Annotated in this window: 22 protein-coding genes; 7 read left to right on the top strand and 15 right to left on the bottom strand. The window is 72.5% G+C overall.

From position 1 onward, the window contains the following. Positions 1-25: 25 nt before the first annotated feature. The 3 genes from pstS to Q0444_RS07200 form a co-directional block, all read right to left on the bottom strand. Positions 26-1,135, bottom strand: coding sequence for a phosphate ABC transporter substrate-binding protein PstS (gene pstS, locus Q0444_RS07210; RefSeq protein WP_291080278.1), 1,110 nt, complete (start codon positions 1,133-1,135; stop codon positions 26-28). A gap of 247 nt (positions 1,136-1,382) precedes the next feature. Beyond that, positions 1,383-2,351 carry a mycothiol synthase gene (gene mshD / locus Q0444_RS07205; RefSeq protein WP_299022566.1) on the bottom strand — a complete coding sequence of 323 codons (969 nt, stop codon included), beginning with the start codon at positions 2,349-2,351 and terminating at the stop codon, positions 1,383-1,385. Next, entirely contained in the window at positions 2,348-3,037 is a 690-nt protein-coding gene (locus Q0444_RS07200) for a response regulator transcription factor (protein WP_291080282.1), read from the bottom strand. The genes mshD and Q0444_RS07200 overlap by 4 nt, the downstream gene beginning before the upstream one ends. Before the next feature lie 82 nt (positions 3,038-3,119). On the opposite strand from Q0444_RS07200, the gene Q0444_RS07195 reads away from it, so the two are divergent. From Q0444_RS07195 to Q0444_RS07180, 4 genes are all read left to right on the top strand, one after another. Beyond that, complete coding sequence (locus tag Q0444_RS07195; RefSeq protein ID WP_291080283.1) at positions 3,120-3,860, top strand: DUF2993 domain-containing protein; 741 nt, start codon at positions 3,120-3,122, stop codon at positions 3,858-3,860. A 10-nt stretch (positions 3,861-3,870) separates the two neighbouring features. Continuing rightward, complete coding sequence (locus tag Q0444_RS07190; protein WP_291080285.1) at positions 3,871-4,701, top strand: sulfurtransferase; 831 nt, start codon at positions 3,871-3,873, stop codon at positions 4,699-4,701. A 48-nt stretch (positions 4,702-4,749) separates the two neighbouring features. Continuing rightward, positions 4,750-5,250, top strand: a complete 501-nt coding sequence (locus Q0444_RS07185) for a hypothetical protein (RefSeq protein ID WP_291080287.1) — start codon at positions 4,750-4,752, stop codon at positions 5,248-5,250. Between the two features lie 119 nt (positions 5,251-5,369). Then, a complete protein-coding gene (locus tag Q0444_RS07180) occupies positions 5,370-6,059 on the top strand; it encodes an FABP family protein (protein WP_291080289.1) in 690 nt (229 codons plus the stop codon). Between the two features lie 8 nt (positions 6,060-6,067). Here Q0444_RS07180 and cydC read toward each other — a convergent pair whose 3' ends face one another. From cydC to Q0444_RS07155, 5 genes are all read right to left on the bottom strand, one after another. Then, a complete protein-coding gene (gene cydC / locus Q0444_RS07175) occupies positions 6,068-7,750 on the bottom strand; it encodes a thiol reductant ABC exporter subunit CydC (RefSeq protein WP_291080291.1) in 1,683 nt (560 codons plus the stop codon). After that, on the bottom strand, positions 7,747-9,456 hold the full coding sequence (cydD, locus tag Q0444_RS07170) for a thiol reductant ABC exporter subunit CydD (RefSeq protein WP_291080293.1): 1,710 nt from the start codon (positions 9,454-9,456) through the stop codon (positions 7,747-7,749). The genes cydC and cydD overlap by 4 nt, the downstream gene beginning before the upstream one ends. 7 nt (positions 9,457-9,463) lie before the next feature. Further along, positions 9,464-10,513, bottom strand: coding sequence for a cytochrome d ubiquinol oxidase subunit II (gene cydB, locus Q0444_RS07165; RefSeq protein WP_291080295.1), 1,050 nt, complete (start codon positions 10,511-10,513; stop codon positions 9,464-9,466). A 14-nt stretch (positions 10,514-10,527) separates the two neighbouring features. Continuing rightward, positions 10,528-12,030, bottom strand: a complete 1,503-nt coding sequence (locus Q0444_RS07160; protein ID WP_291080297.1) for a cytochrome ubiquinol oxidase subunit I — start codon at positions 12,028-12,030, stop codon at positions 10,528-10,530. Positions 12,031-12,196: 166 nt separating this feature from the next. Further along, positions 12,197-13,105 carry an aminodeoxychorismate lyase gene (locus Q0444_RS07155; RefSeq protein ID WP_291080299.1) on the bottom strand — a complete coding sequence of 303 codons (909 nt, stop codon included), beginning with the start codon at positions 13,103-13,105 and terminating at the stop codon, positions 12,197-12,199. A gap of 38 nt (positions 13,106-13,143) precedes the next feature. Here Q0444_RS07155 and Q0444_RS07150 point away from each other — a divergent pair, with 38 nt between their 5' ends. Together Q0444_RS07150 and Q0444_RS07145 are read left to right on the top strand one after the other, a co-directional pair. After that, the gene (locus tag Q0444_RS07150; protein ID WP_291080301.1) at positions 13,144-14,307 is read left to right on the top strand and encodes a folate-binding protein YgfZ; all 1,164 of its coding nucleotides are present in this window, start codon (positions 13,144-13,146) and stop codon (positions 14,305-14,307) included. Between the two features lie 133 nt (positions 14,308-14,440). After that, positions 14,441-14,629 (top strand): DUF3073 domain-containing protein, encoded by a 189-nt coding sequence (locus tag Q0444_RS07145; protein ID WP_291080303.1) that lies wholly within the window; start codon positions 14,441-14,443, stop codon positions 14,627-14,629. A 79-nt stretch (positions 14,630-14,708) separates the two neighbouring features. Here the strand turns inward: Q0444_RS07145 and purM are convergent, their stop codons facing one another. From purM to Q0444_RS07125, 4 genes are all read right to left on the bottom strand, one after another. Continuing rightward, the gene (gene purM / locus Q0444_RS07140; protein ID WP_299022555.1) at positions 14,709-15,794 is read right to left on the bottom strand and encodes a phosphoribosylformylglycinamidine cyclo-ligase; all 1,086 of its coding nucleotides are present in this window, start codon (positions 15,792-15,794) and stop codon (positions 14,709-14,711) included. Positions 15,795-15,833: 39 nt separating this feature from the next. Continuing rightward, complete coding sequence (purF, locus tag Q0444_RS07135) at positions 15,834-17,483, bottom strand: amidophosphoribosyltransferase (RefSeq protein WP_299022553.1); 1,650 nt, start codon at positions 17,481-17,483, stop codon at positions 15,834-15,836. A gap of 140 nt (positions 17,484-17,623) precedes the next feature. Beyond that, complete coding sequence (locus Q0444_RS07130) at positions 17,624-18,007, bottom strand: sterol carrier family protein (RefSeq protein ID WP_291080309.1); 384 nt, start codon at positions 18,005-18,007, stop codon at positions 17,624-17,626. Then, positions 18,004-19,506 carry an LssY C-terminal domain-containing protein gene (locus tag Q0444_RS07125; protein WP_291080311.1) on the bottom strand — a complete coding sequence of 501 codons (1,503 nt, stop codon included), beginning with the start codon at positions 19,504-19,506 and terminating at the stop codon, positions 18,004-18,006. The genes Q0444_RS07130 and Q0444_RS07125 overlap by 4 nt, the downstream gene beginning before the upstream one ends. A gap of 60 nt (positions 19,507-19,566) precedes the next feature. Here Q0444_RS07125 and Q0444_RS07120 point away from each other — a divergent pair, with 60 nt between their 5' ends. Then, positions 19,567-20,703 (top strand): hypothetical protein, encoded by a 1,137-nt coding sequence (locus Q0444_RS07120; RefSeq protein ID WP_291080313.1) that lies wholly within the window; start codon positions 19,567-19,569, stop codon positions 20,701-20,703. A gap of 9 nt (positions 20,704-20,712) precedes the next feature. On the opposite strand, the gene Q0444_RS07115 is transcribed toward Q0444_RS07120, so the two are convergent. Genes Q0444_RS07115 through Q0444_RS07105 form a run of 3 tightly spaced genes read right to left on the bottom strand, consistent with a single transcriptional unit; the run spans position 20,713 to position 24,988 of the window. Then, entirely contained in the window at positions 20,713-21,381 is a 669-nt protein-coding gene (locus Q0444_RS07115) for a YoaK family protein (protein WP_291080315.1), read from the bottom strand. 41 nt (positions 21,382-21,422) lie between these two features. Then, entirely contained in the window at positions 21,423-23,723 is a 2,301-nt protein-coding gene (purL, locus tag Q0444_RS07110; RefSeq protein ID WP_299022549.1) for a phosphoribosylformylglycinamidine synthase subunit PurL, read from the bottom strand. A 53-nt stretch (positions 23,724-23,776) separates the two neighbouring features. Then, positions 23,777-24,988 carry a trans-acting enoyl reductase family protein gene (locus tag Q0444_RS07105; protein ID WP_299022547.1) on the bottom strand — a complete coding sequence of 404 codons (1,212 nt, stop codon included), beginning with the start codon at positions 24,986-24,988 and terminating at the stop codon, positions 23,777-23,779. Positions 24,989-25,047 lie beyond the last annotated feature (59 nt).

The following is a 25,047-nucleotide window of genomic DNA, read 5'->3' as shown; positions in this document are numbered from 1 at the left end:
GGTGGCGGGCCGGCGACCCCGGGGATCAGGAGATCTCGGAGATGGCGGTGGTGAGCTTCTCGCGGAAGGCGTCGGGGACCGGGATGTAGCCCTCTGCCTCGAGCTGCCCCTGGACCTCCTCCGACACGGCCACGTTGAGGAACGACCTCACCGCGGCGGCGGTCTCCGGGTCCTTGTACGTCGAGCACACGATCTCGTAGGTCGGGAGGATGATCGGGTAGGCGCCGGCCGCCTCAGGGACGTAGAAGGACGAGGTGTCGATCACGAGGTCGTTGGTGCCCTCGTTCTTCAGCTTGGCCGAATCGATGGTCTTGCCGGCGGTCTCGGCGGTGAGCTCGACGCCCTCCGCGTCGGCCGGGGTGACGATCTTCACCATGGAGAGGTCCTGGTTCTTGGCGTACGACCACTCGGTGTAGGTGATGGTGCCCGGCGTCTGGCCGATGGCGGCCGAGACCCCCTCGTTGCCCTTCGCGCCCTCGCCGACGCCGCCGTTGAAGGTCTTGCCTGCCTCCTGCGTCCACGCCCCGTCCGACGCGGCGTCGAGGTACTTCTGGAAGTTGTCGGTGGTACCCGACTCGTCCGAGCGGAAGATCACGGTGATGCGCTGATCCGGGAGCTCCGCACCCTTGTTCTCCGCCGCGATGGCCGGATCATTCCAGTTGGTGATCCCACCGTTGAAGATCTTGGCGATGGTCGGGCCCGAGAGCGTGAGCTCGACACCGTCGAGGTTGTAGGCCACGGCGATCGGGCCGAAGACGGCCGGGAGGTTCCAGGCCGGGCCGTCGCACCGCTCCTCGGCGGTGACGTATTCCGCGTCCTTGAGCGGGGAGTCGGAGCCACCGAAGTCGGTCTGGCCGCCGATGAACTCCTTGACGCCGGCACCGGAGCCGTTGGAGTTGTAGTCGAGCGTCTGGCCCTCGCAGCTCATCGCGTACGAGTTGGCGAAGACGGTCATGGCGTTGTTCTGCGCGGACGAACCCGACGACTTCAGGTTGGCCTTGCCGCCGCATTCCGCACCGGCCACGGCCTGGGCCGACGAGTCGCCGCCGCCGGCGTTGTCGTCCGAGCAGGCGGCCAGGCCGACGGTCGTGAGAGCGGCGAGCCCGAGAAGGGCACCGGTGCGCTTGAGGTCCACTGAATCTCCTTGGTTAGTCCGGTGGGGCATCCCACCGGTCACGTTCTTGGCGACTGCGTCGCGAGGACGGGCCGACACCCGCGGCCCGACAGGATCAGAACCTAAGGCGCTGATATGAACAGCCCCGCGAGGAGAGGTGAACGAGAGATGAACTCGCAGAACAGGACGCCACCGGCCCCGACTCCCACCCGGCCGCGGCCCCCTGAACAGGGGTCTTACACAGAGCCGGCCGGCGATGCCGGATTCGTCACACGCGGGTGTAGGTCACATCGCGGAGCTCGACCGTGAAGCCGAGCCTCTCGTAGGTCCGGATGGCCGCCGCATTGTCACCCTCCACGTAGAGCACGACGGACTCCACCCCGTTGACCTCCTCGAGATGCGCGACCCCGAGGGCGGTGAGCGACCCGCCCAGCCCGCGCCCCTGGTCCGCCGGGTCGACGGCCACGACGTAGACCTCACCCTCGACGGCCTCACCCTTGCCCGCGGGGCCGGGGTCGGGGACGACCGTCTTGGTCCAGTGGAAGCCGGCCAGCCGGGGCCGGGGACCGGCGGTGTCCACGGCGAGGAAGATCGCGGCCGGGTCGACCCAGTCCACCCCGAGCCGCTCGTCCAGCCGGTCGGGCGTCCACCCGCCCTGCTCGGGATGCCACGAGAACGCGGCGTTGTTGACGCGGAGGAACTCCGCCCGGGCATCCAGTCCGGGCCATCTCGACCCGCCCTCGGAGGCGGCGTCCGCGAGCGTCCCCGTCTCGACGCCGACGGGCGGCGGGGCCTCGGGCAGCGGCGGCGCGGATGCCGCACGTCTGCGCATCTTCAGCAGCTCCCGCGTCCGCGTGAGTCCCTCGGCCACGGCGAGCGCCCGCGCGGCCGGCAGATCGCCGTGCGCCCACACCGCGGCACCGGGTTCCCGCTGGTACACCGCTCGGACGAGGTCCGTTCCCACCCCGCGACGGCGGTGTCCGGGGTCGACCACCAGCTCGGCCGTCGCCTCCCCGCCCCTGCCCGCGAGCTGGGCGTACCCGACGATCCGGGTGTCTCCGCCGTCACCGCCGTCGCGGACCAGGAGGTGCCGCACGTCGTCCGCGGCAGGACTGCGCAGCGCACGGAGGGGTTGCTCGCCGAGCGGGGCGACCCCGTCGGCGCGTTCCGCGGCAATCGCGACCGCCTCGATCAGGGTGGCCGTCTCCTCGTCCACCGCGTGCTCGGTGACGGTCATGCGTCCCCTCCGTCCTCCCTGCGGTCGGTGGGCCGGACCGCCTTGTACCCGACGTTACGGACCGTGCCGATCAGGGACTCGTGGTCCGGTCCCAGCTTCGCGCGCAGCCGTCGGACGTGGACGTCGACCGTGCGCGTGCCGCCGAAGAAGTCGTAGCCCCACACCTCCTGGAGGAGCTGGGCGCGGGAGAACACCCGCCCGGGGTGCTGACACAGGTGTTTGAGGAGCTCGAACTCCTTGTACGTCAGGTCCAGCGGACGACCCTTGACCCGGGCGACGTAGGTCTCCTCGTCGATCACGAGCTCGCCGACGGTGAGCAGGCCGCCGTCCGACTCGCCCTGGGCCGAGTGCCGGGTCGCGGCCAGCCGGAAGCGCGCGTCCACCTCCGCCGGGCCCGTCGTGGGCAGCAGGATGTCGTCGAGTCCCCAATCGCCGCTCACGGCGATCAACCCGCCCTCCGAGACGACCGCGACGACGGCGAGGTCGGCACTGGCCGAGATGAGCCGGCACAGTGCCCTCGACGCGGCGAGGTCGGTCCGGGCGTCGACCAGGGCGAGGGCGGCGCCGGCCAGGTCCGACACGGAGGACGCCAGAGCCGGGAGCGGCCGGACGGAATGCGGCAGCAGGGACAGCGCGGGGACGACCGCCTCGGGGTCTGCTTCCGTGGTGAGGAGCACTACGTCCATCTTGCTTCCTCCTCGCTCGGGCGCGCAGACGATACTAGCGACCCACACCCACGATCCCGTGATTGGAGTAGACCTGAACCCCATGAGCACCCGCAGTCGCGTCGTCGCGGCGATCGTCGCCCCGGCGGTCGTCGCGGTCGGCGCGTTCACCGTGGACTCGATCTCCACCTCGAGGGTCGAGTCGGACCTGTCCACCCGGATCCGCCCGGCGGTGGAGGGTTCGCCGGCCCCGTCGGTGCTGATCCACGGCGGTCCCACCACCCGCTGGGCCGCCCCCGGCACCCTGTCCTCGGTCTCGATCCGCGCGGAGGACGTGGACCGCCCCGGGCTCGGGCCGGTGGCCGTCGAGGCCGAGGTGACCGACCTGCACGTGCCCGAGAGCGGCGACGAGGACCTGACCGCCCGGTCGGTCACGGTCTCCGTCCGGATGACCGGCGACTCGCTCGGCCCCGCGCTGGGGATGCGGGACGTCCTCATCGGCGCCGCCGATGATCCGAGCCTGGCCGGCGGGACGGAACACCGGGCCAGGGTCACCGGGACCCTCCGGGGGACGGACACCCGGGTCTCGGCGTTCGTCGACCTCGTCGTCGACGAGCGTGGCGCCCACCTCGTGCCCACGGCACCGGCCACGGGCCCCGGGGGCATCCCCGACCAGGACGGCGAGCTGGCGATGCGACGCACCGCGCTGACCCTGGCCCCGGATGTCCTCCCCCTGGGACTGACGGTCGAGTCGCTCACGGTGCGCGGCGGCACCCTCACCGCGAGCGGAACCGGGGGTCCGGGGACCGCGCCGCTCGGGACCCTGGTCCGGCCGGACCACTAGACTCGCCGGCATGAGTCGCGACGACGTTCTGGTCAGCACCCGCTGGGCCGAATCGCGCCTGGCCGACGACTCGGTGGTCTTCCTCGAGGTCGACGAGGACGCCACGGAATACCACACCGCCGGGCACATCCCGGGCGCCGTCGCCCTGGACTGGCGGACCGAACTCCAGCAGGAGTACACGCGTGACCTCGTCGGCCGCGAGAGGTTCGGCGACCTCATGGCCGAGCGGGGCATCACCCGGGACCACACGGTGGTGGTGTACGGCGGGAACCACAACTGGTTTGCCGCCTACGCGTACTGGTACCTGCGGCTGTACGGGCACGCCGACGTCCGCCTGCTCGACGGCGGACGGATGCGGTGGGAGCGCGACGGGCTGCCGCTCGAGACCGACCTCCCCGCCCGGCCCGTGACCGACTACGCCGCCGACCCGCAGGACCTGTCCATCCGCGCGTTCCGCGACGACGTCCTGGCGGGCCTCGGACGCGACGCGCTGGTGGACGTCCGGTCGGTCGACGAGTTCACCGGGCGGCTCGCGGCACCGCCCGGACTCCCGCAGGAGGGCGGACGCCAACGCGGACACATCCCGGGCGCGGTCTCCATCCCCTGGAACCGCGCCGTGACCCGCGACGGAACTTTCCGCACCGACGCCGAGCTCCGGACGATCTACGGGGAGTTCCTCACCGAACCGGACCGGCGGGTGGTGACCTACTGCCGGATCGGGGAGCGGTCGAGCCACACGTGGTTCGTCCTCCACGAACTGCTCGACCGGCCGAACGTGGTCAACTACGACGGCAGCTGGGTGGAGTACGGCTCGCTGATCGGGGTCCCCGTCGAGAGATGAACCGTGTGCCCGCCCCCCGGTCGGGACCGACTCGCTAATCTCGGAACCATGTCATTCCTCTCGCGTGCGCTCGGCTTCGCCGGGCGGGCCTCCGTCGTCGTAATCGGTACCTCCGTGGCCTCCGCCGTGATGGTGGGCATCGACCAGCGGCGCGGTGCGACCCCCCAGATCCCGGACCACCCCGGCCCCTACTCCCCCGAGGAGCGTGAGGCCGCCGTCCGGATGTACCTCACGGCCATCACGCTTCCCGCGGCCGCGTTCCGCGTGCCGTTCGCGCCGGACTGCGTGCGCCACGAGAACGGCCTCAAGACGGGGTTCAGTGGCGACCACCTCAAGTGGGACCTCCACCTCCACCTGCAGTACTCGACCATCCGCGAGGTCCGCGACATCGTCCTCACCGTCGACCCCGACGGACGCGAGGGCGTCGTCCACGCGGACTTCACCCTCGTCACCGTGGTCGGCCTCAAGGCACGGGTGAGCGAGGACTTCGTCGTCCCCGCCGAGGACTGCCTGATCCACTCGATCGAGGCCCGCATCTCCCTGGGCTGAGGCCCTCGGGGTTAGGATTGGGGAATGGTGCTCTTCTTCGAGATCCTCCTCGTCCTCTGCACGCTGGCCATCCTCTGGGCCACCTGCTACATCGTGTACCGCACGGTCACCGACGAGTCGTGACCGGTAGCGACCCCACCGGCACGGGCGACCCTTCGCCGTCCACCCCCGAGGGGGGAGACGGCCACTCCGTGGTGCGCGGGTCCGGGAACGCCGCCGTGGAGGCCGCAGCCGAGCGATCCGCGCAGACCTCCCAGCGGAACATCCCGGCGTTCTCCGAGCTCCCGGTCCCCGGGGACACGGCGAACCTCCGGTTCGGGCCGGACCTGCACCCGGGACTGCTCGCCCTGCTCCCCCTCGTGGGCGTCTGGGAGGGCGAGGGGGAGGCGGACACCGAGGACCGCGGCGAGCACCGCTTCGGGCAGCAGATCGTCGTGTCGCACGACGGCGAGAACTACCTGAGCTGGAGCTCCCGCGCCTGGACGTTCGACTCCGGTGGTGCCGTCGACGACGCCGCTTACCGCGAGTCCGGCTTCTGGCGGATCTCCGAGGACGACCAGCTCGAGTTCCTCGTGGCCCACGCCTCCGGGGTCGTGGAGATGTACTACGGCGCGCCGATCTCGCAGTCCGCCTGGGAGATGACCACGGACGTCGTGATGTCCTCTCCCACCGGACCCGCCCGGGGCGGCGCGAAGCGCATCTACGGGATCGTCGAGGGTGGCGACCTCGGCTGGGTGGAGGAGCGCGTCCACCCGGAGAAGGGCCTGGTCCCGCACATGTCCGCGCGCCTGCGCCGCCTCGCGGGCTGAGTCGGGCCCTAGAGTTCGATCTCCCGGGTCGCGGTCACCCTGGTCGCACGGTCGTGGGTGACCACGACGACCGCCCTCTCCGGCCCGAACAGGCCGTTCGGCCCGCTGTCGCAGATCCGACGCAGGAGCGCGCCCGCGTCCCCGGCCGCGAGATGCTCGGTCGGCTCGTCGAGGATGACGACCGGCGCGGAGACCAACAGTGCCCGGGCCAGCAGGATCCGTCGCCGCTGACCGCCGGAGACCGCGTCGTCACCACCCTCGAGCACGGTGTCCAGACCGTCCGGCAGGCTGGCGACCCATCCGCCCAGACCGACCTCGTCGAGCGCGAGCAGGAGGTCCGGGTCGGTCGCATCGCCCCGCGCCACGAGCAGATCGTCCCGGACGGTCGTGGAGAACACCCGGGCGTCCTCGGCCAGGTAGACCACCCTCCGGCGGCAGGTGGGCCGGTCGAGGAGGGCGAGGTCCTCGCCCTCCGCCAGCACGCGCCCGTCCAGCGGTGCCTCCAGCCCCGCCAGCACCCTCGCCAGCGTGCTCTTGCCCGACCCCGACGGGCCGCGGACCACCACCCTGTCGCCGGGGCGCAGGACCAGGTCCAACGGCACCGGCGACAGTCGACGCCCGCCGTGCCCCCAGATCAGATCCGTCGCCCGGAGGAGGTCGTCGCCGCCGTCCGTGGGGGAGTCGGCACTCTCCGTCTCCTCCGTGTCGCTCCCCCCGGCCGTCGGGATCCCGCCGCCCCCGGGCGGCTCGTCGACCATCCCCCGGATGCGTTCGGCCGCGGGGATCGCCCGCGCGAGGTGCTCGGCCGCCGCGGGAAGCGCGGAGAGAGCCTCGAACGCCGCGAGCGGGAACAGGACCAGGACCCCGATCCAGGTGGGCCCGTGGGCCGCACCACCGCCGTAGTCGAGGACGCCCACCACCAGGGCCGCCAGCGCCGTGACGAGCATCCCCGCGGGCACAGCGGCCACCGCCCGGGCGGAGGCGGCGTCCGAACGCCGTTCCGCCTCCCGGCGGCGTGCACCGGCGTCCGTGATCGCCCGGACCGCCGTCCCCAGGCGTCCACCCACCGCGAGTTCCGCCGCGTGGTCCACCACGAGCACCGCGGTGGCGGCCTGGTCGGAGGTGGCGGCGGCGACCGACCGCTCGGCACCCGTCGCGGCGCGCACGGCCAGGACGGGCGCCACCACGCCGACGAGGACGACGCAGACCGCCATGACCACCGCCACCGCGGGCGACAGGAACGCGAGTGCGGCGACCGAACCGACCGACAGGACGGCGGCCACCGCGGCCGGGATGAGGACGCGGACCACCGTGTCCGCGACCAGATCGAGGTCACGGCCGGAGCGGAGGAGCACGTCCCCCGTGCGCAGGGCCGGGGTGGCCGGCCCCTCCGCCAACCGACGGTAGAGCCGCTCCCGCGCACGGGCGGCACCCCGCAGGGCGAGGTCGTGGGAGGCGAGTCGGTCGAGGTACCTGGAGACGCCCCGGCCGATTCCGAGCGCGCGGACCGCCACCACCGCGACCGTGAGGTCCAGCACCGGGGGCTGTTGCCAGGCGCGGGTGATGAGCCACGCGGAGATCGCGGCGAGCGAGGCCGCCACCGCGAGGGTGAGGACGGCGAGCGACACCGCGCGCAGCACCCGGAGACGGTCCAACTCGAGCAGGTCGAGGACGTAGCGCAGGTCACTCACGTGTCCACCCCGGCCCGCGCACCGGGAGTGCCCGCCGCGGTGAGTCCCACCACCACGTCCGCGGCGGCGAGGACCAGCGGGGAGTGGGTGACGACCAGGACGGTGTCGCCCGACCGCGCCCGATCGCGCAGGGCGTCGACGACGCGGCCGGCCGTCTCCTCGTCCAGGTGCGCGGTGGGTTCGTCGGACACCAGCACGTCGGCATCCGACGCGAACAGCCTGGTGAGCGCCAACCGGTGAGCCTCCCCGGTCGAGAGCCCCCGACCCCCGTGCCCCACGGGGCTGTCCCACCCCGCCTCCCGACCGGCGAGCACCGCGTCGAATCCGGTCTGCCGTGCCGCGGCGTCGAGCCGCCCCGGATCGACGCCGAACAGCTCGACGTTCTGGCGCAGCGTGCCGGACACGAGGGTCGGACGCTGCGGCTGCCACGCGACCCGCGACCACCAGTGGCCGCGATCCAGTTCACCGATGTCGATCCCGCCGATGCGGATCCGGCCCGCCTCGAGCCGCGCCGGCGCCAGCAGCCCCAGCAGGGCCAGGACCGCGGTGGACTTGCCCGACCCGTTCGGGCCCGTGAGGACGGTCAGCCGACCCGGTTCCGCCACCAGGTCGAGCCCGTCGGGCCGCGGCCCGTCGCGCCCCCGCACCCCCAGCCCCTCGATCTGGATCCGGGCCGGACCGTCGGGGTGGAGGCCCGCGGTACCGGCGGCCTCGCCGTGGCCGGAGCCCCCGCCGGGGCCGTCGTCGCCATCGTGGAGCACCTCGAACGCCCGGTCCGCGGCGAGGGCACCGTCCGAGGACTCGTGGAACCGGGCGCCGACGGTGCGGAGCGGCTGGTACACCTCCGGCGCCAGCACCAGGGCGGCGATACCGGCGGCGAGCTCCATGTCCCCCACCACCAGGCGCAGCCCGATCCCCACCGCCACCAGCGCGACGCACAGGGTCGCGAGGAGTTCGAGGACCATCGAGGACAGAAAGGCGATCCGCAGCGCCCCCATGGTGGCCCGCCGGTGCGCCCGGGCGGCCGCGGCGACCTGGGCTTCCGGCCCGCGCTCCCGCCCCAGGGCGACGAGCGTGGGCAGTCCCGCGATGAGGTCGAGCACCCGGGCGGACAGTCGCGACATGGTCTGCAACTCGCGCTCCGTGCGGGACCGGGTGAGAGTCCCCACGAGGATCATGAAGACGGGGATGAGCGGGAGGGTCACGGCGATGACGACCGCGGAGAGCGGGTCGACGAACGCCACCACCACGAGCAGGGCGGGGGTGACGACGACCGCGGTCGCCAGGGCGGGGACGTAGCCGGCGAGGTAGGGCACCAGTCCGGCGAGGCCGGTGGTGAGGACGGTGTGGAGTTCGGCGGACCGGCGCCGCCGGTCGATCGGATCCCACCCCGACACCGCGCGGGCGACCCGCCCGCGGAGGTCGTCGACGATGTCACCGGCGGCCGCCCGCGCGAGACGCTGCTGCGCCCACGTCGCGGCCACCCGGGTCGCCGCCGCCACCGCCAGGAACGCCAGCTCCCGGGACCACGAGCCGAGGGGTCTCGACGAGGGGTCGGTGATGACCCCGGCGAGCACCCGGGCGAGCAGGACCGCGAACGCGGCGGTCGCCGCCGCCGTCACCACCGCGAGCGCGACCGAGACCGCGAGGTGACGACGCACCGGTCGGGACTCGCGGACGAGGCGCGGGTCGAGGGGGGTTGCCACCTCCGGGTCAGCTCCTCCCCGGCCGCGCGGGGAGGAGACCGATCGACGGCGGGATCTGGTCGACCGAGATCCGCGCGCGGAACACCCAGTAGGTCCAGCCCTGATAGAGCACGACCACCGGGGTGAGGAAGGCCGCCGCCCAGGTCATCACGACCAGGGTGTAGTGCGAGCTCGACGCGTTCTCGATGGTGAGGCCGACGCCGTCGGCCAGGGTCGTGGGCATGACGTCCGGGAACAGCGATCCGAACAGGAGCACGACGACCGCGGTGATGGCCACGGTGGTCCCGGCGAAGGCCCAGCCCTCCCGATCCGCGTAGACCGCTGAGACGACGCCGATCAGGGCCGCGGCGGCCACCGCGACCGCGCCCCACGTCCACGGTCGCCCGTGCGCCAGTTGCGTCCACAGCGCGAAGACGCCGCCGACCCCGAGTCCGACCGGCGCCAGGATCCGCGCGATCCGGACCGCCTCGGTGCGGAGTCCGCCGGAGGTCTTGAGCGCGAGGAACACCGCACCGTGGAGCGTGAACACGGTGAGGGTGAGCAGCCCCCCGAGGAGGGCGTAGGGGTTGAGGAGGTCGAACAGGGTGCTGGTGACCTGCTTGTCCGCATCGATCGCCACGCCCCGGACGATGTTGGCGAACGCCACGCCCCAGAGGAACGACGGCACCACCGAGCCGGCGACGATCGCGACGTCCCACCGGCGCCGCCACGCGACGTCGTCGATCTTGCCGCGGAACTCGATCGCGACGGCCCGGAAGATCAGGGCGATCAGGATGAGGAACAGCGGGAGGTAGAAGCCGGAGAAGAGGGTGGCGTACCACTCCGGGAAGGCGGCGAACATCGCGCCACCGGCCACCAGCAGCCACACCTCGTTGCCGTCCCACACCGGGCCGATCGTGTTGAGCACGGCCCGGCGGCGGGTGTCCCGCTCCGGGGTGTCGGGGCCGCGCCCCAGGACGGGCATGAGGATCCCCACGCCGAAGTCGAACCCCTCGAGGACGAAGTAGCCGAGGAAGAGCACGGCGATGAGGATGAACCAGAGTTCCTGAAGTCCCATGATCTCTCTCCCGGTCAGTACGCGAAGGACAGCGGTCGGTCGGCGTCGTCGTCACCGGGCGGACCGAGGTGCGGCTCCGCATCGTGCTCGAGCGGCCCCTCGACCGTGTACCGGCGCATGAGGACGAACCACACGACCGCCAAGCCGCCGTAGACGACCGTGAACCCGATGAGCGAGGTCATCACGAGCCACGCGGGGTGGTCGGACACCCCCTGGCTCACGAGCAGGCTGATCACCGGGTCACCGGTCGGGTTGGGGTGGACGACCCACGGCTGACGTCCCATCTCGGTGAACACCCAGCCCGCGGAGTTGGCGAGGAACGGGAACGGGATGGCCGCCAGGCCGAGAACACCGATCCAGGGCTTGTCGGGGATCGGCGCCCTCCGGCGGGTGACCCACAGCCCGACCACCGCGAGCAGGGCGGAACCGACCCCGAGCCCGATCATGGCCCGGAAGCTCCAGTAGGTGACGAAGAGGTTGGGCGCGTAGTTGCCGGGACCGAACTGCTCCTGGTAGCGGGACTGGAGGTCCTGGACGCCCTGGAGTTCGACACCCGAGAACCGCCCCTCCGCCAGGTACGGCAGGACGTAGGGGACCTCGATGAGGTGGATGACCGAGTCGCAGTTGTTGTGCGTCCCCACCGTGAGGACGGAGAACTTGGGATCCGTCTCCGTGCGGCACAGCGATTCGGCGGCCGCCATCTTCATGGGCTGCTGCTCGAACATGAGCTTGCCCTGGATGTCACCGGTGACGATGAGAGCGGCGCCGGAGACGATCATCACCCACAGGGCGAGTCGGGTGACCGGCCGGAAGAGGTCGCGGGCCTGCGTCTCCTTCTCCGCCGCGGCGTCGTCCTGGCCGTCGGCGAGGAGGTCGACCCGCTGCCGGGAGGCCCGGACCATCCACCACATGCCGATGCCGGCGACGAAGGTCCCGGCGGTGAGGAAGGCGCCCGCGATGGTGTGGGGCACCGCGGCGAGGGCCGTCGAGTTGGTCAGCAGCGCCCAGATGCTGGTGAGCTCGGCGCGCCCGGTCTCCGGGTTGTAGACCGCCCCGACCGGGTGCTGCATGAAGGAGTTGGCGGCGATGATGAAGTACGCCGACAGGTTGACCCCTATCGCGGCCATCCAGATGCACGCGAGGTGGACCGCCCGGGGCAACCGTCCCCACCCGAAGATCCAGAGGCCGAGGAAGGTCGACTCGAGGAAGAAGGCCGCCAGTCCCTCGAGCGCGAGCGGCGCGCCGAAGACGTCACCGACGAACCGGGAGTACTCCGACCAGTTCATCCCGAACTGGAACTCCTGCACGATGCCGGTGACCACACCGAGGGCGAAGTTGATGAGGAAGAGTTTGCCGAAGAACTTGGTGGCCCGGTACCACCCGGTCTTCCCGGTGGCGACCCACACGGTCTGCATGATCGCCACCATCGGCGCCAGGCCGATCGTCAGGGGGACGAAGATGAAGTGATAGACGGTGGTGATCCCGAACTGCCATCGGGAGATGTCGAGGACGTCCATGAACCCGCGCTCCTGCCACGAATGCCACCACGGTCCTGTCGGGCGGCCACACGCAGGACGGTACTCCTAGGGGTATCGGCGCTCAACGTGGCGCGGTGTGTCGCGGGCCACCGCTACCAGCAGAGATGAGCGGAATCTACCGAGATCCCCAGTGCGCCGAGGCCCGTCAGGAGCGACCGACCGCGCGGTCGACCATCCCCGCGACGTCGATCCCGGGGTCGCCCCCCGCCAGCGTGACGCCGTCGATCCGACGGACCCGCGCGGCGAGGGTGACCGAGGAGAGCAGCCACACGGCGTCGGCCGCGATGAGGTCCGTCATCAGCAGCCGCTCCCGGCGGACGAGGACCCCCTCCCTCGCCGCGACCTCGGCGAGCGCGCCGAGGGTGGTGCCCTCGAGGATCCCGACCTCGACGGGCGGGCTCACCAACTCGCCGGCGCGGGCGATGACGACGGTGGACCGCGGCCCCTCGAGCACCTCCCCCTCCGAGGACAGGTAGACCACGTCGTGGAAACCGTGCGCGGCGGCGTGGCGCAGTGCCGCCATGTTGGCCGCGTACGACAGGGTCTTGGAACCGAGCAGCATCCACGGCGCCGAGGCCGCGAAGTCCGCCGGGAACCCCCTGCCGAGAGCGGTGACGTCGATCCCCTCCGCCCTGGCGCGCACGGCGTGCGGACCGACGGGGGCGACCGTGATGTAGGCGGTCTCCCGGCCGCCGCGCTCCGGACCCCGGGACAGGACCAACCGCAGCATCGCCTCCGACCCGCGACCCCATTCCCGTGCGGCGAGCGCGATGGCGGACCGCCACTCCTCGGCGGTCGGCCCGGTGAGCCCGAGCGCCGACGCCGACCTGGCCAGGCGGGCGAGGTGCCGCTCGGGCTTGGCCGGGCGACCGTCCACCACGAGGAGGGTCTCGAAACACCCGTCACCGCGGACGGCCGCGAGGTCGTCGGCGAGCAGCAGGGGTTGGTCGGACGGGTGCACGCGCGGGCGTGGGCCGTCCGGACCGCCGGCCACGAGGACCACCACCCGGTCCCCCTCGGATCGGTCCGCTCCTGCACCCACCGCGCTGCCCATGACCCCCAACATACGACGACGCACGTAGTATCGCGATCGTGAACGTCCCAGCCGTGCCCGACAGGACCGACAACGGTTACACCAGTCCGATCCTGACCCGCCCCGGCGCCGTGGACGCCGCCGACTCCGCGATCGATGCCGGGGTCCCCTTCCACTACGGCGACCCCCTCGGTGAGCAGCGCGCGGCCACCTCGTCCGTGATCGTGGTCGACCGGTCCCACCGCGACGTCCTGACCATCCGCGGCGGCGACCGCCTCACCTGGCTCGAGGGCTTCGTCTCCCAGCACGTGTCCGAACTGGCCGACGGCAGCGGCGGGGAGACCCTCATCCTCGACGCCAACGGTCGCGTGGAACACCACATCGTGCTCTCCGACGTGGACGGCACCCTCGTCATGGACACCGAGCCCGGCCGCGGACCGGAGCTCCTGCAGTTCCTGACGAGGATGGTCTTCTGGGCCGACGCCGCCCCGGAGACGGCCGACCTCGCCGTGGTCACGCTCGTCGGCTCCGGGCTCCCCGACTCCCTCACCGCCCCCGACGGGACCACCGTGGTGCTCCCCGTGGGCGACTACTCGAGCGCGGCGCTGCCCGGGGGCGGCATCGCCCGCCGGATGCCGTGGCCGCTGGCGGGCTCGGTGGACCTGGTGGTCCCCCGCCCGGGGTTGACGGCGTGGTTCGCCGCGGCGGTGGCCGCGGGGGCCAGGCCCGCGGGGTCGTGGGCGTTCGAGGCCCTCCGCGTGGCCGGGACCACCCCGCTCCGCGCCCGCCTGGGCGTGGACACCGACGCCAAGACCATTCCGCACGAGGTTCCGGCCTGGATCGGTGACGTGGCCCGGCGAGGGGCGGTGCACCTGGACAAGGGCTGCTACCGGGGCCAGGAGACGGTCTCCCGGGTGCACAACCTCGGCAAGTCGCCACGGGTGCTGGTCCGGCTCCACCTGGACGGATCCGCCGGGGACGAGTTGCCCTCCGCGGGGGCCGAGGTCCGGTCCGGCGGCCGCACGGTGGGCCGCGTGGGCACGGTGGCCCAGCATCACGAGGACGGTCCCGTCGCGCTCGCCCTGCTCAAGCGGGCGGCCGCCTCGGGCGCTCCCCTGGAGGTCGACGGGATCACCGTCGCCGTCGATCCCGACACCGTCCCGGACGACTCCGGGCCCCAGGCCGGACGCGAGGCGATCCGCAGGCTCCGCGGCCAGACCTGACCTGCGGAGACGGTACCCACGGCACCCGGGCGGACATTCCGCGCCGGGCACGCTATCCTGTGCTCAGGCAGATACTCACATTTGATGGGCACCCCCGAGGTGGCCCAGCACCGTTTCCGAGGGGGTCAGGTCAATGGGCCGAGGCCGCGCGAAGGCGAAGCAGACCAAGGTCGCTCGCGAACTCAAGTACAACGCTCCGCAGACGGACCTAGAACGTCTCCAGGCGGAGTTGTCGGGCGGTGGGGCGCCCACCACGCGGCTCACCGCCGAGGAGGACGACGACCCCTACGGGCCGTGGTCCGAGGGCGACAGCAGGTACTGACCCGCACTCCCCGCCGCACCATGCACGTGGGCCGGGCATCCTCGGTGGATGCCCGGCCCACGTGCGTATCGGGTGTCTCTCAGAACCGGGCGTGCGATCCCTCCAGGACGACGCGCGGGGCGTCGGCGGGCTCCTCGCCGGCCTTCTCCACGTGCCCGATCACCCAGTTGTCCACGTGCCGGGCCGTGAGGACGGCCTGCGCGCGGTCCACGTCCGCGGCGGGGAGGACCGCGATCATGCCGACGCCCATGTTGAACGTGCGCTCCATCTCGGCCTGCTCGACGCGGCCGTGGTGGGCGATCGTGCCGAAGACGGCGGGCACGGGCCACCGGCCGCGGTCCAGCCGGGCGACCAGGCCCCGGGGCATGACCCGCGCGAGGTTCTCCGCCAGCCCGCCACCGGTGACGTGGCTGAACACGCGGACGTCGGTCTCGGCGATCAGGCTGAGGCAGTCGAGGGCATAGATTCGGGTGGGCTCGAGCAGCTCCTCGCCGAGGGTCCGGCCGAACTCCTCGACGTGGCCCTCGAGCGGGAGGCGGGCCAGCTCGAGCAGCACGTGGCGGGCCAGCGAGTAGCCGTTCGAGTGCAGGCCCGAGGAGGCCATGCCGACGATCACGTCACCGGGGCGGACGTTGTCCGCCTGGAGGACCTCGTCGGCCTCGACGATGCCCACGCCGGTGGCCGAGATGTCGTACTCCCCCGGCGCCATGAGGCCGGGGTGCTCGGCGGTCTCCCCGCCCAGCAGCGCGCAGCCCGCGCGGACGCAACCCTCGGCGATGCCCTCGACGATGCCCGCCACGTGCTCGGGGACGACCTTGCCGATCGCGATGTAGTCCTGGAGGAACAGCGGCTCGGCTCCGCACACCACCAGGTCGTCGACCACCATCGCCACGAGGTCGATGCCGACGGTGTTGTGGACGTCCATCGCCTGCGCGACGGCGATCTTGGTGCCGACGCCGTCCGTGGACGAGGCGAGGAGGGGTTGACGGTAGGTGTTCTTCAGGGAGAAGAGCCCGGCGAACCCTCCGAGACCGCCCATCACCTCCGGCCGGGTCGCGCGCTTGGCGTGCGGCGCGAACAGCTCCACGGCGCGCTCGCCCGCGTCGATGTCGACGCCGGCGGCGGCGTACGAGGCGCCGGGGCCGAGGTGTGAGTTGTCGGTCATCTTGGTTCTCCTCATCGGTGCCCGTGGCCGGGCGCCAGGTCAGGGTCGGCGGACGGCGTCCACGTTCTGGTTCGTCACCGTGGTCCGGTCGGCGGTCTCTCCGTCGACCTGGGCGGACAGGGCCCGCACGGCCGCGCTCATGGACGAGTCATCCGGCAGCGCGATGGGGTAGTGCCCGTCGAAACACGCGACGCACAACTCGTCCCGACGCTGCGCGCTCGCCTCGATCATCCCGTCCACCGAGACGTACCCGAGGCTGTCCGCCCCGATCGCCCTGCGCACCCCCTCGAGCATCCCGTCCGTCGCGTCCACCCCGTTGGCGATGAGCTCGGCGGGGCTGGCGAAGTCGATGCCGTAGAAGCACGGCCACCGCACCGGCGGGGACGCGATCCGGACGTGCCCCTCGAGGGCGCCCGCCTCGCGCAGCATCCTGATGAGGGCACGCTGGGTGTTGCCCCGGACGATCGAGTCGTCCACCACCACGAGCCGCTGACCCCGGATCACCTCGCGGAGCGGGTTGAGCTTGAGACGGATACCCAGCTGGCGGATGGTCTGGCTGGGCTGGATGAAGGTCCGGCCGACGTAGGCGTTCTTGGTCAGCCCCTGGGCGAACGGGATGCCCGAGCCCTGGGCGTAGCCGACGGCCGCCGGGGTGCCCGATTCCGGCACCGGGATCACCAGGTCCCCGTCGGCGGGGTGCTCCCGGGCGAGCCGCCGGCCGATCTCCACCCGGGCGGAGTTGACCAGCCGCTGGTTGATCACCGAGTCGGGGCGCGCGAGGTACACGTACTCGAAGACGCAGGCCTTGGGGGTCGCCTCGGCGAACCTGCGGGACCGGACGCCATCGGCATCGATCGCGATGAGCTCGCCGGGCTCGATGTCACGGACGAACGACGCGCCGACGATGTCCAGGGCCGAGGTCTCGGACGAGACCACCCAGCCACGCTCGAGCCGCCCCAGCGCGAGGGGGCGCACCCCGTGCGGGTCGCGAGCCGCGTACAGCGTGTGCTCGTCGGAGAAGGTCAGGCAGTAGGCGCCGCGCAGGCGGGGCAGCAGCCGGGCGGCCGCCTCCTCGAGGCCCCCGTCGCCGGCCTCGTGGGCGAGGAGGGTGGAGACGATGTCGGAGTCCGAGTGGGTGCTGTCCTCGCTGTACCCGCGGATCCCCAGATCGGTGGCGAGGCGCTTGAGCTCCTTGGTGTTGACCAGGTTGCCGTTGTGGCCGAGCACGACCGACCCGCCGTCCGGGGTCGGGCGGAACATCGGCTGCGCGTTGTCCCAGGAGGCGGCGCCGGTCGTGGAGTAGCGGCAGTGGCCGAGCGCGACGTGGCCGCTCATCGACTCCAGCGTCTTCTCGTCGAAGACCTGACTGACCAGGCCGAGGTCCTTGTAGACCAGGACCTGCTCGCCGTCCGCGACGGAGATCCCGGCGGCCTCCTGCCCGCGGTGCTGGAGCGCGTAGAGCCCGTAGTAGGTGAGCTTGGCGACGTCCTCGCCCGGGGCCCAGACGCCGAAGACGCCGCATTCCTCGACCGGGCCGATCCGCTCGGCGTCGACCGGCAGGCCGGCAGGGCCGGGCTCGGACGGGTCCGGCAGGCCCAGCCCCACGTTGACGCGGCCACCGGTGCGGCGGAGGGATCCGGACGTGGCCGGACGTGATGACGTGCTCTCCACCTGCTGGTGCTCCCTCATGGATTCTCCGGCGGTCCGCCCGGACGGACCCCGGCGGTGCTCCCCGAGTGTACGTTCCCCCGCCCTCGCCACCCCACTCCCGTGTCCCCGCCCACTCCCCCTGCCGGGCCGGGGCACCGACGCGGGCGCCGCCGAGGGGCTCACCCCGGCCGCACGACCGGCAGGCCCGACGCCACCTCCGCCGCGCGGGTCCCCGACGCCCGGACCCTGCCGCCGGCGATCGCGGACTCCCAGCTCATCCGCCCGGTCGCGAGCCGCAGCCAGGTCCGCGGGTCGGTCTCGACGACGTTGGGAGGGGTTCCCCGCGTGTGTCGTGGCCCCTCGATGCACTGGACGGCCGCGAAGGGGGGCACGCGGACCTCCACCGCGCGACCCGGCAGTTCCGCCGACAGGACGCCGGTGGTCGCCCGGACCGCCCCCGCCAGTGCCGACCGCCCGGGGGTGGGCGCCTCGTCGTCGTCGAGCCAGGACGTCACCGCCGCGACGGCCGCACGGACCTCCGCCGCGTCGGGGACGCGGCTCACGCCCGCGCCTCGAGGCGCCGCGCCCGCCGCGCCCGCTGACGCTCCTGGGCGGTCCGGCGGCTCCACGTCCGGGTGGCCGGGGTCGTGAACAGCAGCAGGATGAGGACGTTGACCGCCATGACCAGGTACCCGCCGAGAACGGTCCCCAGCCCGGCGTCCGTGGTGACCCGGCCGGACTCGGTCGAGACCATGCTCACCACCGTCGACGCCAGCAGCCACACGCGCGGTTTGGCGTAGCCGCGATACGTGAGCAGGGCCAGCACGCCCATCACCCCGTAGGTCGCGCCGATGAACACCGCCAGCAGCAGGATCACCGGAACCACCTCGGACCGGTCGAGGCCGGCGAACTCCTCCATGCTCCGGGAGCCGACGATGTCGCGCAGCGCCATGACCAGCAGCACGAGCACGGTGCCCGCGACGAGGGCGCACCCCGCCACGAGGGCGGCCGGGCGCGGGAGGTGGCCCGGTTCGGGGGCGACGTCGTCGGCCGGGCGGTCCGCATCCCCCGTGGCCACCCCGCCCTCGGCCTGGGGGTCGTCATAGCCCCGCGCCGCCCGCACCACCCCGAACGGCAGGTCGGCCGCCGCCGCCTCCGACACGGGGATTGCTCGCAGGTCCACCACGGGCAGGTCGCCGTCGGTGCGGATCGCGTCGCCGCCGCCGTTGCGGGCGTGGTAACCGGTCGAGAAGTTCTCCAGCACCCGGACCCCCGCGCCGGGGACGTGGTACCGGATCGAGTCAACGATGTAGTCGCGCTCGACGTCGATGTCCGCGTCGATCTTGTGGGTGACCTGGAGGGTGAACAGCGAGAGCCCCACGGACCGGTCGTACGTGCCCGCGCCGAGCCACTGCACCCGGTGGCCGCCGGGCAGGAGCCAGCCGTCCGGGCACCGCCAGAAGCGGACGTGGTGCCGCTGCGCGGCGTTGCCCTCCACCTCCTGCTGGTAGGCCAGGCACTGCCGGCGGCCGAACAACCGCAGCGGGCTCACCGGGGCGGACGGGTACGACCGCCGGAACACCGAGGACGTGATGATGCCCCACGAGGACCGGGCCGTGATGTCGTCGGCGAGCACCCAACCACACGCGGTCATGGCCTCGTGGATCTGACGCGCGGTGCCGTCGACGGCGAGGTTGACCGGATCCCCCAGGAGCCCGTCCGAGGTCCGGGTCCGGGCGATGAAGTACCCCGGCACGTAGATCGACGTGAGGAGCGTCTGCAGTCGCGGCAGGACCAGGTAGGCGACCAGGGCCCAGAACGGGACCAGCAGGAACGAGTGCCACCAGGAGTGACGCCACACCTCGTCCAGCAGCCGGAACCCCAGCCACCCGGCGGCGAGGGTGGCCAGCGCGAAGAAGACGGTGTCCACGACGAGGCCGGGCAGGGGTCGCCGGACGTCGTCGTCCCGCACCTTGCCGGGGGGACTGGCGTAGACGGGCGGCGACGCCGGGAGGGTCGGATCCGCCGCGGGGGCCGGCTCCGCTCGCGCACTGGTGGACATGCGTCGACGATAGTCGGCCGTCCCGACCGCCCGGGCGGCGTTGGCTGCGAGAATGGCCCCGTGCCCACGCCCGACCCGACCCCGGCGAGCAGCCGCCGCGCCCACGAGGCGTACCTGCGCTCCCTGGGTCTGCCCCTGATGATCGTCCCCTCCACCCGGCTGCGCGGGGTCCTCCGGCACTCCGCGGGCGTCAGCGCGGGGCTCGCCGTGGCCGCGACCGGGCTCTCCTTCCTCGACCGGTCGAACGACTACGCGGTGGCCCTGCTCGAGCGGGTCGGTCCGGACTCCCCCGAATGGGACCTCATCGCCGCGAGCGATCCGATCGTGCTCCTACTGGTCGTGGCCCTGTGCCTGTTCGCGGCCGCGCCGCTGTGCGGTTGGCTGGTGGCGCGGCTCGTGGCCCGTGTCCACCGGGCGTACGGAGCCCTCATCGGCCTCGCCGCGGCGATCGCCCTCCTCGTCGTCGGGCCCGCCACCTTCGGCTCCCGGGACGGCCCCTCACTCCTCACCACCACCCTCGCCCTCACGGTGGTCCTGGTGGGCACCTACCTCGGCGCGGGCTCGCTGGTGCGGTGGGCCGCGGGGCGGGTGGCGCGTGAACTGGGCGGCATGGGACACATGGTGGCGCGGGTGCTGCCGGTCCTCATGCTGGCCGTGCTGTTCCTGTTCTTCAACGCCGAGATCTGGCAGGTGATGGTCGCGCTGTCCTGGCCGCGCACGGTCGCGGTGTTGGGCATCATGGGCGCCCTCACCGTGCTGCTCGTGGCGATCACCACCATGGACGACCTCCGCACCGAGCTCGAGGGCCGGTATCCGGACCACGAGCTGCGGGTCTCCGAGCGGATCAACATCGTGCTGGTCCCGGTGGTGGCCACGCTGATCCAGGTGGTGCTGTTCGCCGGCTTCGTGTTCCTGTTCTTCCTGTTCCTCGGCTGGATCGCCATCCCGGAGGCCACCGAGACCCGCTGGACGCTCCGGCCCACCGAGGACCTGGACGGGCTGCTGGCGACCGTCCCGGTCAGCGTCACCCTCCTGCGCGTGGCGCTGGCGCTCGCCGCGTTCTCCGCCCTCAACCTGGCCGCGTCGGCGTCGTCGGACGCCGCGCACCGGGAGCGGTTCGTCCGACCCATGATCGACCAGGTGGTCCGGAGCCTCGCCGCGCGCGAGGCCTACCTCGAGGCACGACGACGAGGCTGACCCCTGCCGTCAGGACGTCCGGTACTCCCCGCGACGCAGCCAGACGGTCGTGACCAGTGTGCCGAGCACGACGGCCGCCGCGAGCCCCAGCGCGGCCACCCCGAGGCCCACCTGGAGGACCGCACCCAGGACACCGCCCAGGGCGAGCGCGGCCCACAGCGCGACCTGCTGACGATACGGGGCCCACGATCCGCCGGCCAGCGCGTCCACCAGGCGGTGGGCGGACTTGACCACCGCCCCGGTCATGTAGGTCACCCCCAGGGAGACCTCGCCGTCGGTGTGGAAGACCGAGTTCATGGCCCCCATCGACGCCGCGACCACCGTCATGGACACCGGCACCCCGACCACCGTGGCGGCGGTGAGCTGGTGCAGCGCGAGCCCCGCGAGCAGCAGGAAGGCGACCAGGCCCAGGACGGCCGGGCGGTCGTCGAGGTTGCCGCGCCGGGTGACCAGCGCCCCGGCGACCGCGCCCAGGAAGAACGAGACCAGGACGACGGCGGCGATGGCCGCGCCCCCGTAGTCGCCCTCCGCCAGCCCGACCACCATGCGCGTGGAGTTGCCGCTCATGAACGAGACGAAGTAGCCGCCCACCACCAGGAAGCCGACGGCGTCGACGAACCCGGCGGTGCCCGACAGCACCACCGCGAGGAGCCGTTCCCGCCTACGGAGATCGCGCATCAGGCCGCGTGTCTACCGACGCCGACTCGGACCGACCCGGCTCAGACCGGGTCGACACCGAACAGCGAGGGCAGCGTGCCCTCGTGCGCGGCGCGGAGCTCGTCCGTGGTCAGGGTGAACCGGCCCTGGACCTCGAAGGTCCCCGAGTCGGGGTCGGTCACGCCGACGCGGGTGTGGGGGATGGCCTGCGCCGTGAGCATCTGCTGGAACCGGATCTCCTCGCCGCGGGGCACCGAGACGATCACCCGGCCCGATGACTCGGAGAACAGCCACACGAACGGATCCGCGTCCTCGGGCAGCACCACGCGGAGGCCGCACTCGCCGGCCAGCAGCGACTCGACGAGCGCCTGCGCGAGCCCGCCCTCGGACAGGTCGTGGGCCCCGGTGATCAGCCCGTCCTTCGAGCACGTCGTGAGGATCCGGGCGAGCGTGGCCTCCCAGGCCAGGTCGACCGTGGGGGGCATGCCCCCGAGGTGGCCGTGGGCGACCTGCGCCCAGATCGACCCGTCGAGCTCCTCCCGGGTCTCCCCGAGGAGGTAGACGCTCTCCCCCGGGGTGTCCCCGAACGCGGTCGGGGTGCGGCGGGCCACGTCGTCGATCACGCCGAGCACGCCCACGACGGGGGTCGGCAGGATCGGCGTCGAGCCGGTCTGGTTGTAGAAGGAGACGTTGCCGCCGGTGACGGGGATGCCGAGCTCGGCGCAGCCGTCGGCCAGGCCGTGGACGGCCTCGCGGAACTGCCACATCACGCCCGGGTCCTCCGGCGAGCCGAAGTTGAGGCAGTTGGTCACGGCCACCGGGGTGGCGCCGGTGACGGCGACGTTGCGGTACGCCTCGGCCAGGGCGAGGCGGGCCCCCGTGTACGGATCGAGCCGGGTGTACCGGCCCGAGGCGTCGGTGGACAGCGCGATGCCGCGGCCGGACTCCTCGTCGATCCGCAGGACGCCGCCGTCGGCGTTCTCCGCGAGGACCGTGTTGCCGCGGACGTAGCGGTCGTACTGCTCGGTGATGAACTTGCGCGAGCACAGCGCGGGGCTGGAGACCATGTCGAGCAGGGTCCGGCGCAGTTCGTCGCCGGTGGAGGGACGGGCGAGCGCCCGCGCGGTGTCGGCCTGGAGCGCGTCCTGGTCGGCCGGGCGCTCGACCAAGCGCTCGTACACCGGGCCGTCGAGGGCGACGGTGCGCGGCGGGACGTCGACCACGGTCTCGCCGCGGAACTCGATCGTGAGGTGGTCCCCGTCGGTGACCTCGCCGATGTCCGTGGCCAGCACATCCCAGCGGCGGCACACCTCCATGAAGGCGTCGACGTTCTCCGGCGCCACCACCGCGCACATGCGCTCCTGCGACTCACTCGACAGGATCTCCGCGGCCGACATGCCCTCGGCGCGCAGCGGCACGTTGTCCAGGACGATGTGCATGCCGCCGTCGCCGGCCGCGGCCAGCTCGGAGGTCGCGCACGCGAGACCGGCCCCACCCAGATCCTGGATACCCACGACCAGCTTGTCGCGGTAGAGGTCCAGGCAGCACTCGATGAGCACCTTCTCCGCGAACGGATCGCCCACCTGCACGCTGGGGAGTTTCCGGGGCTTGACGGGAGCGCCGTGCTCGTCCTCCTCGAACGTCTCCGAGGCCAGCACCGAGACCCCACCGATGCCGTCGAGGCCGGTGCGGGCGCCGAAGAGGATGATGCGGTTACCGGTGCCGGAGGCGAACGCCAGGTGCAGATCCTCGACCCGCATCACCCCCGCGCACAGCGCGTTGACCAGCGGATTGGCCGCGTAGGACTCGTCGAAGACCGTCTCGCCTCCGAGGTTGGGCAGTCCCAGGCAGTTGCCGTACCCGCCCACGCCGGCCACGACGCCGGGGAGCACGCGGTGCGTGTCGTCGGCGTCCGCCGGGCCGAAGCGCAGCTGGTCCATGACGGCCACCGGGCGCGCGCCCATCGCCATGATGTCGCGGACGATCCCGCCGACCCCGGTCGCGGCGCCCTGGTACGGCTCGATGTACGACGGGTGGTTGTGCGACTCCACCTTGAACGTCACGGCCCAGCCGTCGCCGATGTCCACCACACCGGCGTTCTCGCCGATGCCGGCGAGCATGGTCGAGCGCATCTCCTCGGTGGTGGTCTCGCCGAAGTAGCGCAGGTGCACCTTGGACGACTTGTAGGAGCAGTGCTCCGACCACATGACCGAGTACATGGCCAGCTCGGCGTCCGTGGGGCGCCGCCCCAGGATCTCCCGGATGCGGGCGTACTCGTCCTCCTTGAGCCCCAGCTCGGCCCAGGGCTGAGCGAGGTCGGGGGTGTCGGTGGCGTGCGTGGTGGAGTCGACGTGAGTGGTCACGGCGCCGAGTCTAGTCGGCGGTCACCCGCCCGCGAATCCGCTCCCGGGCGGGGCTAGGTGGACAGCACCTCAAAGGTGAGACCGCCGCGCTCGACGCGCTCCAGCAGTGAATCCCCCATCGCCTCGGCCGTGGTGAGCTGCCCCGAGAGCCGGGGCAGGTCGTCGAAGGCCAGGCACAGCCCCGCCTCGGCGATCATCATGGACGTCTCCGTGTACCCCGGGTCCCCGCCCGAGACCCGGGTGACGACCCGCCGACCACCGGCGAGCGCCACAAAGGTGACGTCGAACGACGAGCGCGCACGGCGGGACTCGCTCGGCCCCGCACCGCGGTCGATCCGCTTGAGGATCTGCGAGCGGATGGGGCCGATCTGCGATCCCACGGCCAGCGCGCCCACACCGACCAGGCCGGCGGTGGCCGTGACGGGCGAGCCCACGGAGGCGTAGTGCGAGTAGGTGAAGTCGGGGCCGTAGCTCTCGAGCGCGGCGGCCGAGCGCAGCACGATCTGCGGATCGATGGTGGGCAGCGGCACGAGCCACCGCCCCAGCACGCCGTCGTGGTGGGGCTTGCCCGCGACCGACCTGATGCGCCGGCCCAGGGGCCTGCCCTGCTTCTCGCGCCGCAGCCTGGCCGCCCGCCCGGCGTCGCGGAGTCGGGCGAACTGGCCGATCGCGGAGTGGAACGTGCCCCCCGAGAACTGCGCGTCGGCGTGGACGGCCCCGTAGACGGACACCGGCACCCCCTCGGGGACCTGCTTCATCGTGTAGAACACGCCCAGGTCGTGGGGGATGGAGTCGAAGCCGCACGCGTGGACGATCCGGGCACCCGAGGCCCTGGCCTTGTCGTGGTATTCAAGGTACATCCGGTCGACGAACTCCGGCTCGCCGGTGAGGTCCACGTAGTCGGTGCCGGCCTCGGCGCACGCGGCGACCAACGGCTCGCCGTACTCGAGGTAGGGCCCGACGGTGGTGATGACCACGCGCGCGGACCGTGCCAGGGCGGCCAGCGTGTCGGGATCCTCGGTGTCGGCGATGACCACGCCGGGGGCGGGGACACCGGGGTCGGTCGCCGCGAGCCTCGCGACGACCGCGTCCAGCTTGGTCCGGTTCCGCCCCGCGACGGCCCACGACCCGCCCTCCGGCATGGTCCGCAGCAGGTAGTCGGCGACCAGGCCGCCGGTGAACCCCGTCGCGCCGTAGAGGACGAGGTCGAACGGTCGGGAGGATTTGTCGGCTTCGGACGCGGGCTGGCTGCTGGTTTCGCTCATCCCACGGTTGTACCGCATCACGGCCTGATCACGGCCACTGCCTGATCACGACCCCGGCC

The organism is uncultured Dietzia sp. (assembly GCF_937873725.1).
GTDB lineage: Bacteria > Actinomycetota > Actinomycetes > Mycobacteriales > Mycobacteriaceae > Dietzia.
The sequence above is the reverse complement of the archived record's forward strand: the minus strand, read 5'-3'. Positions and strand labels throughout refer to the sequence as shown.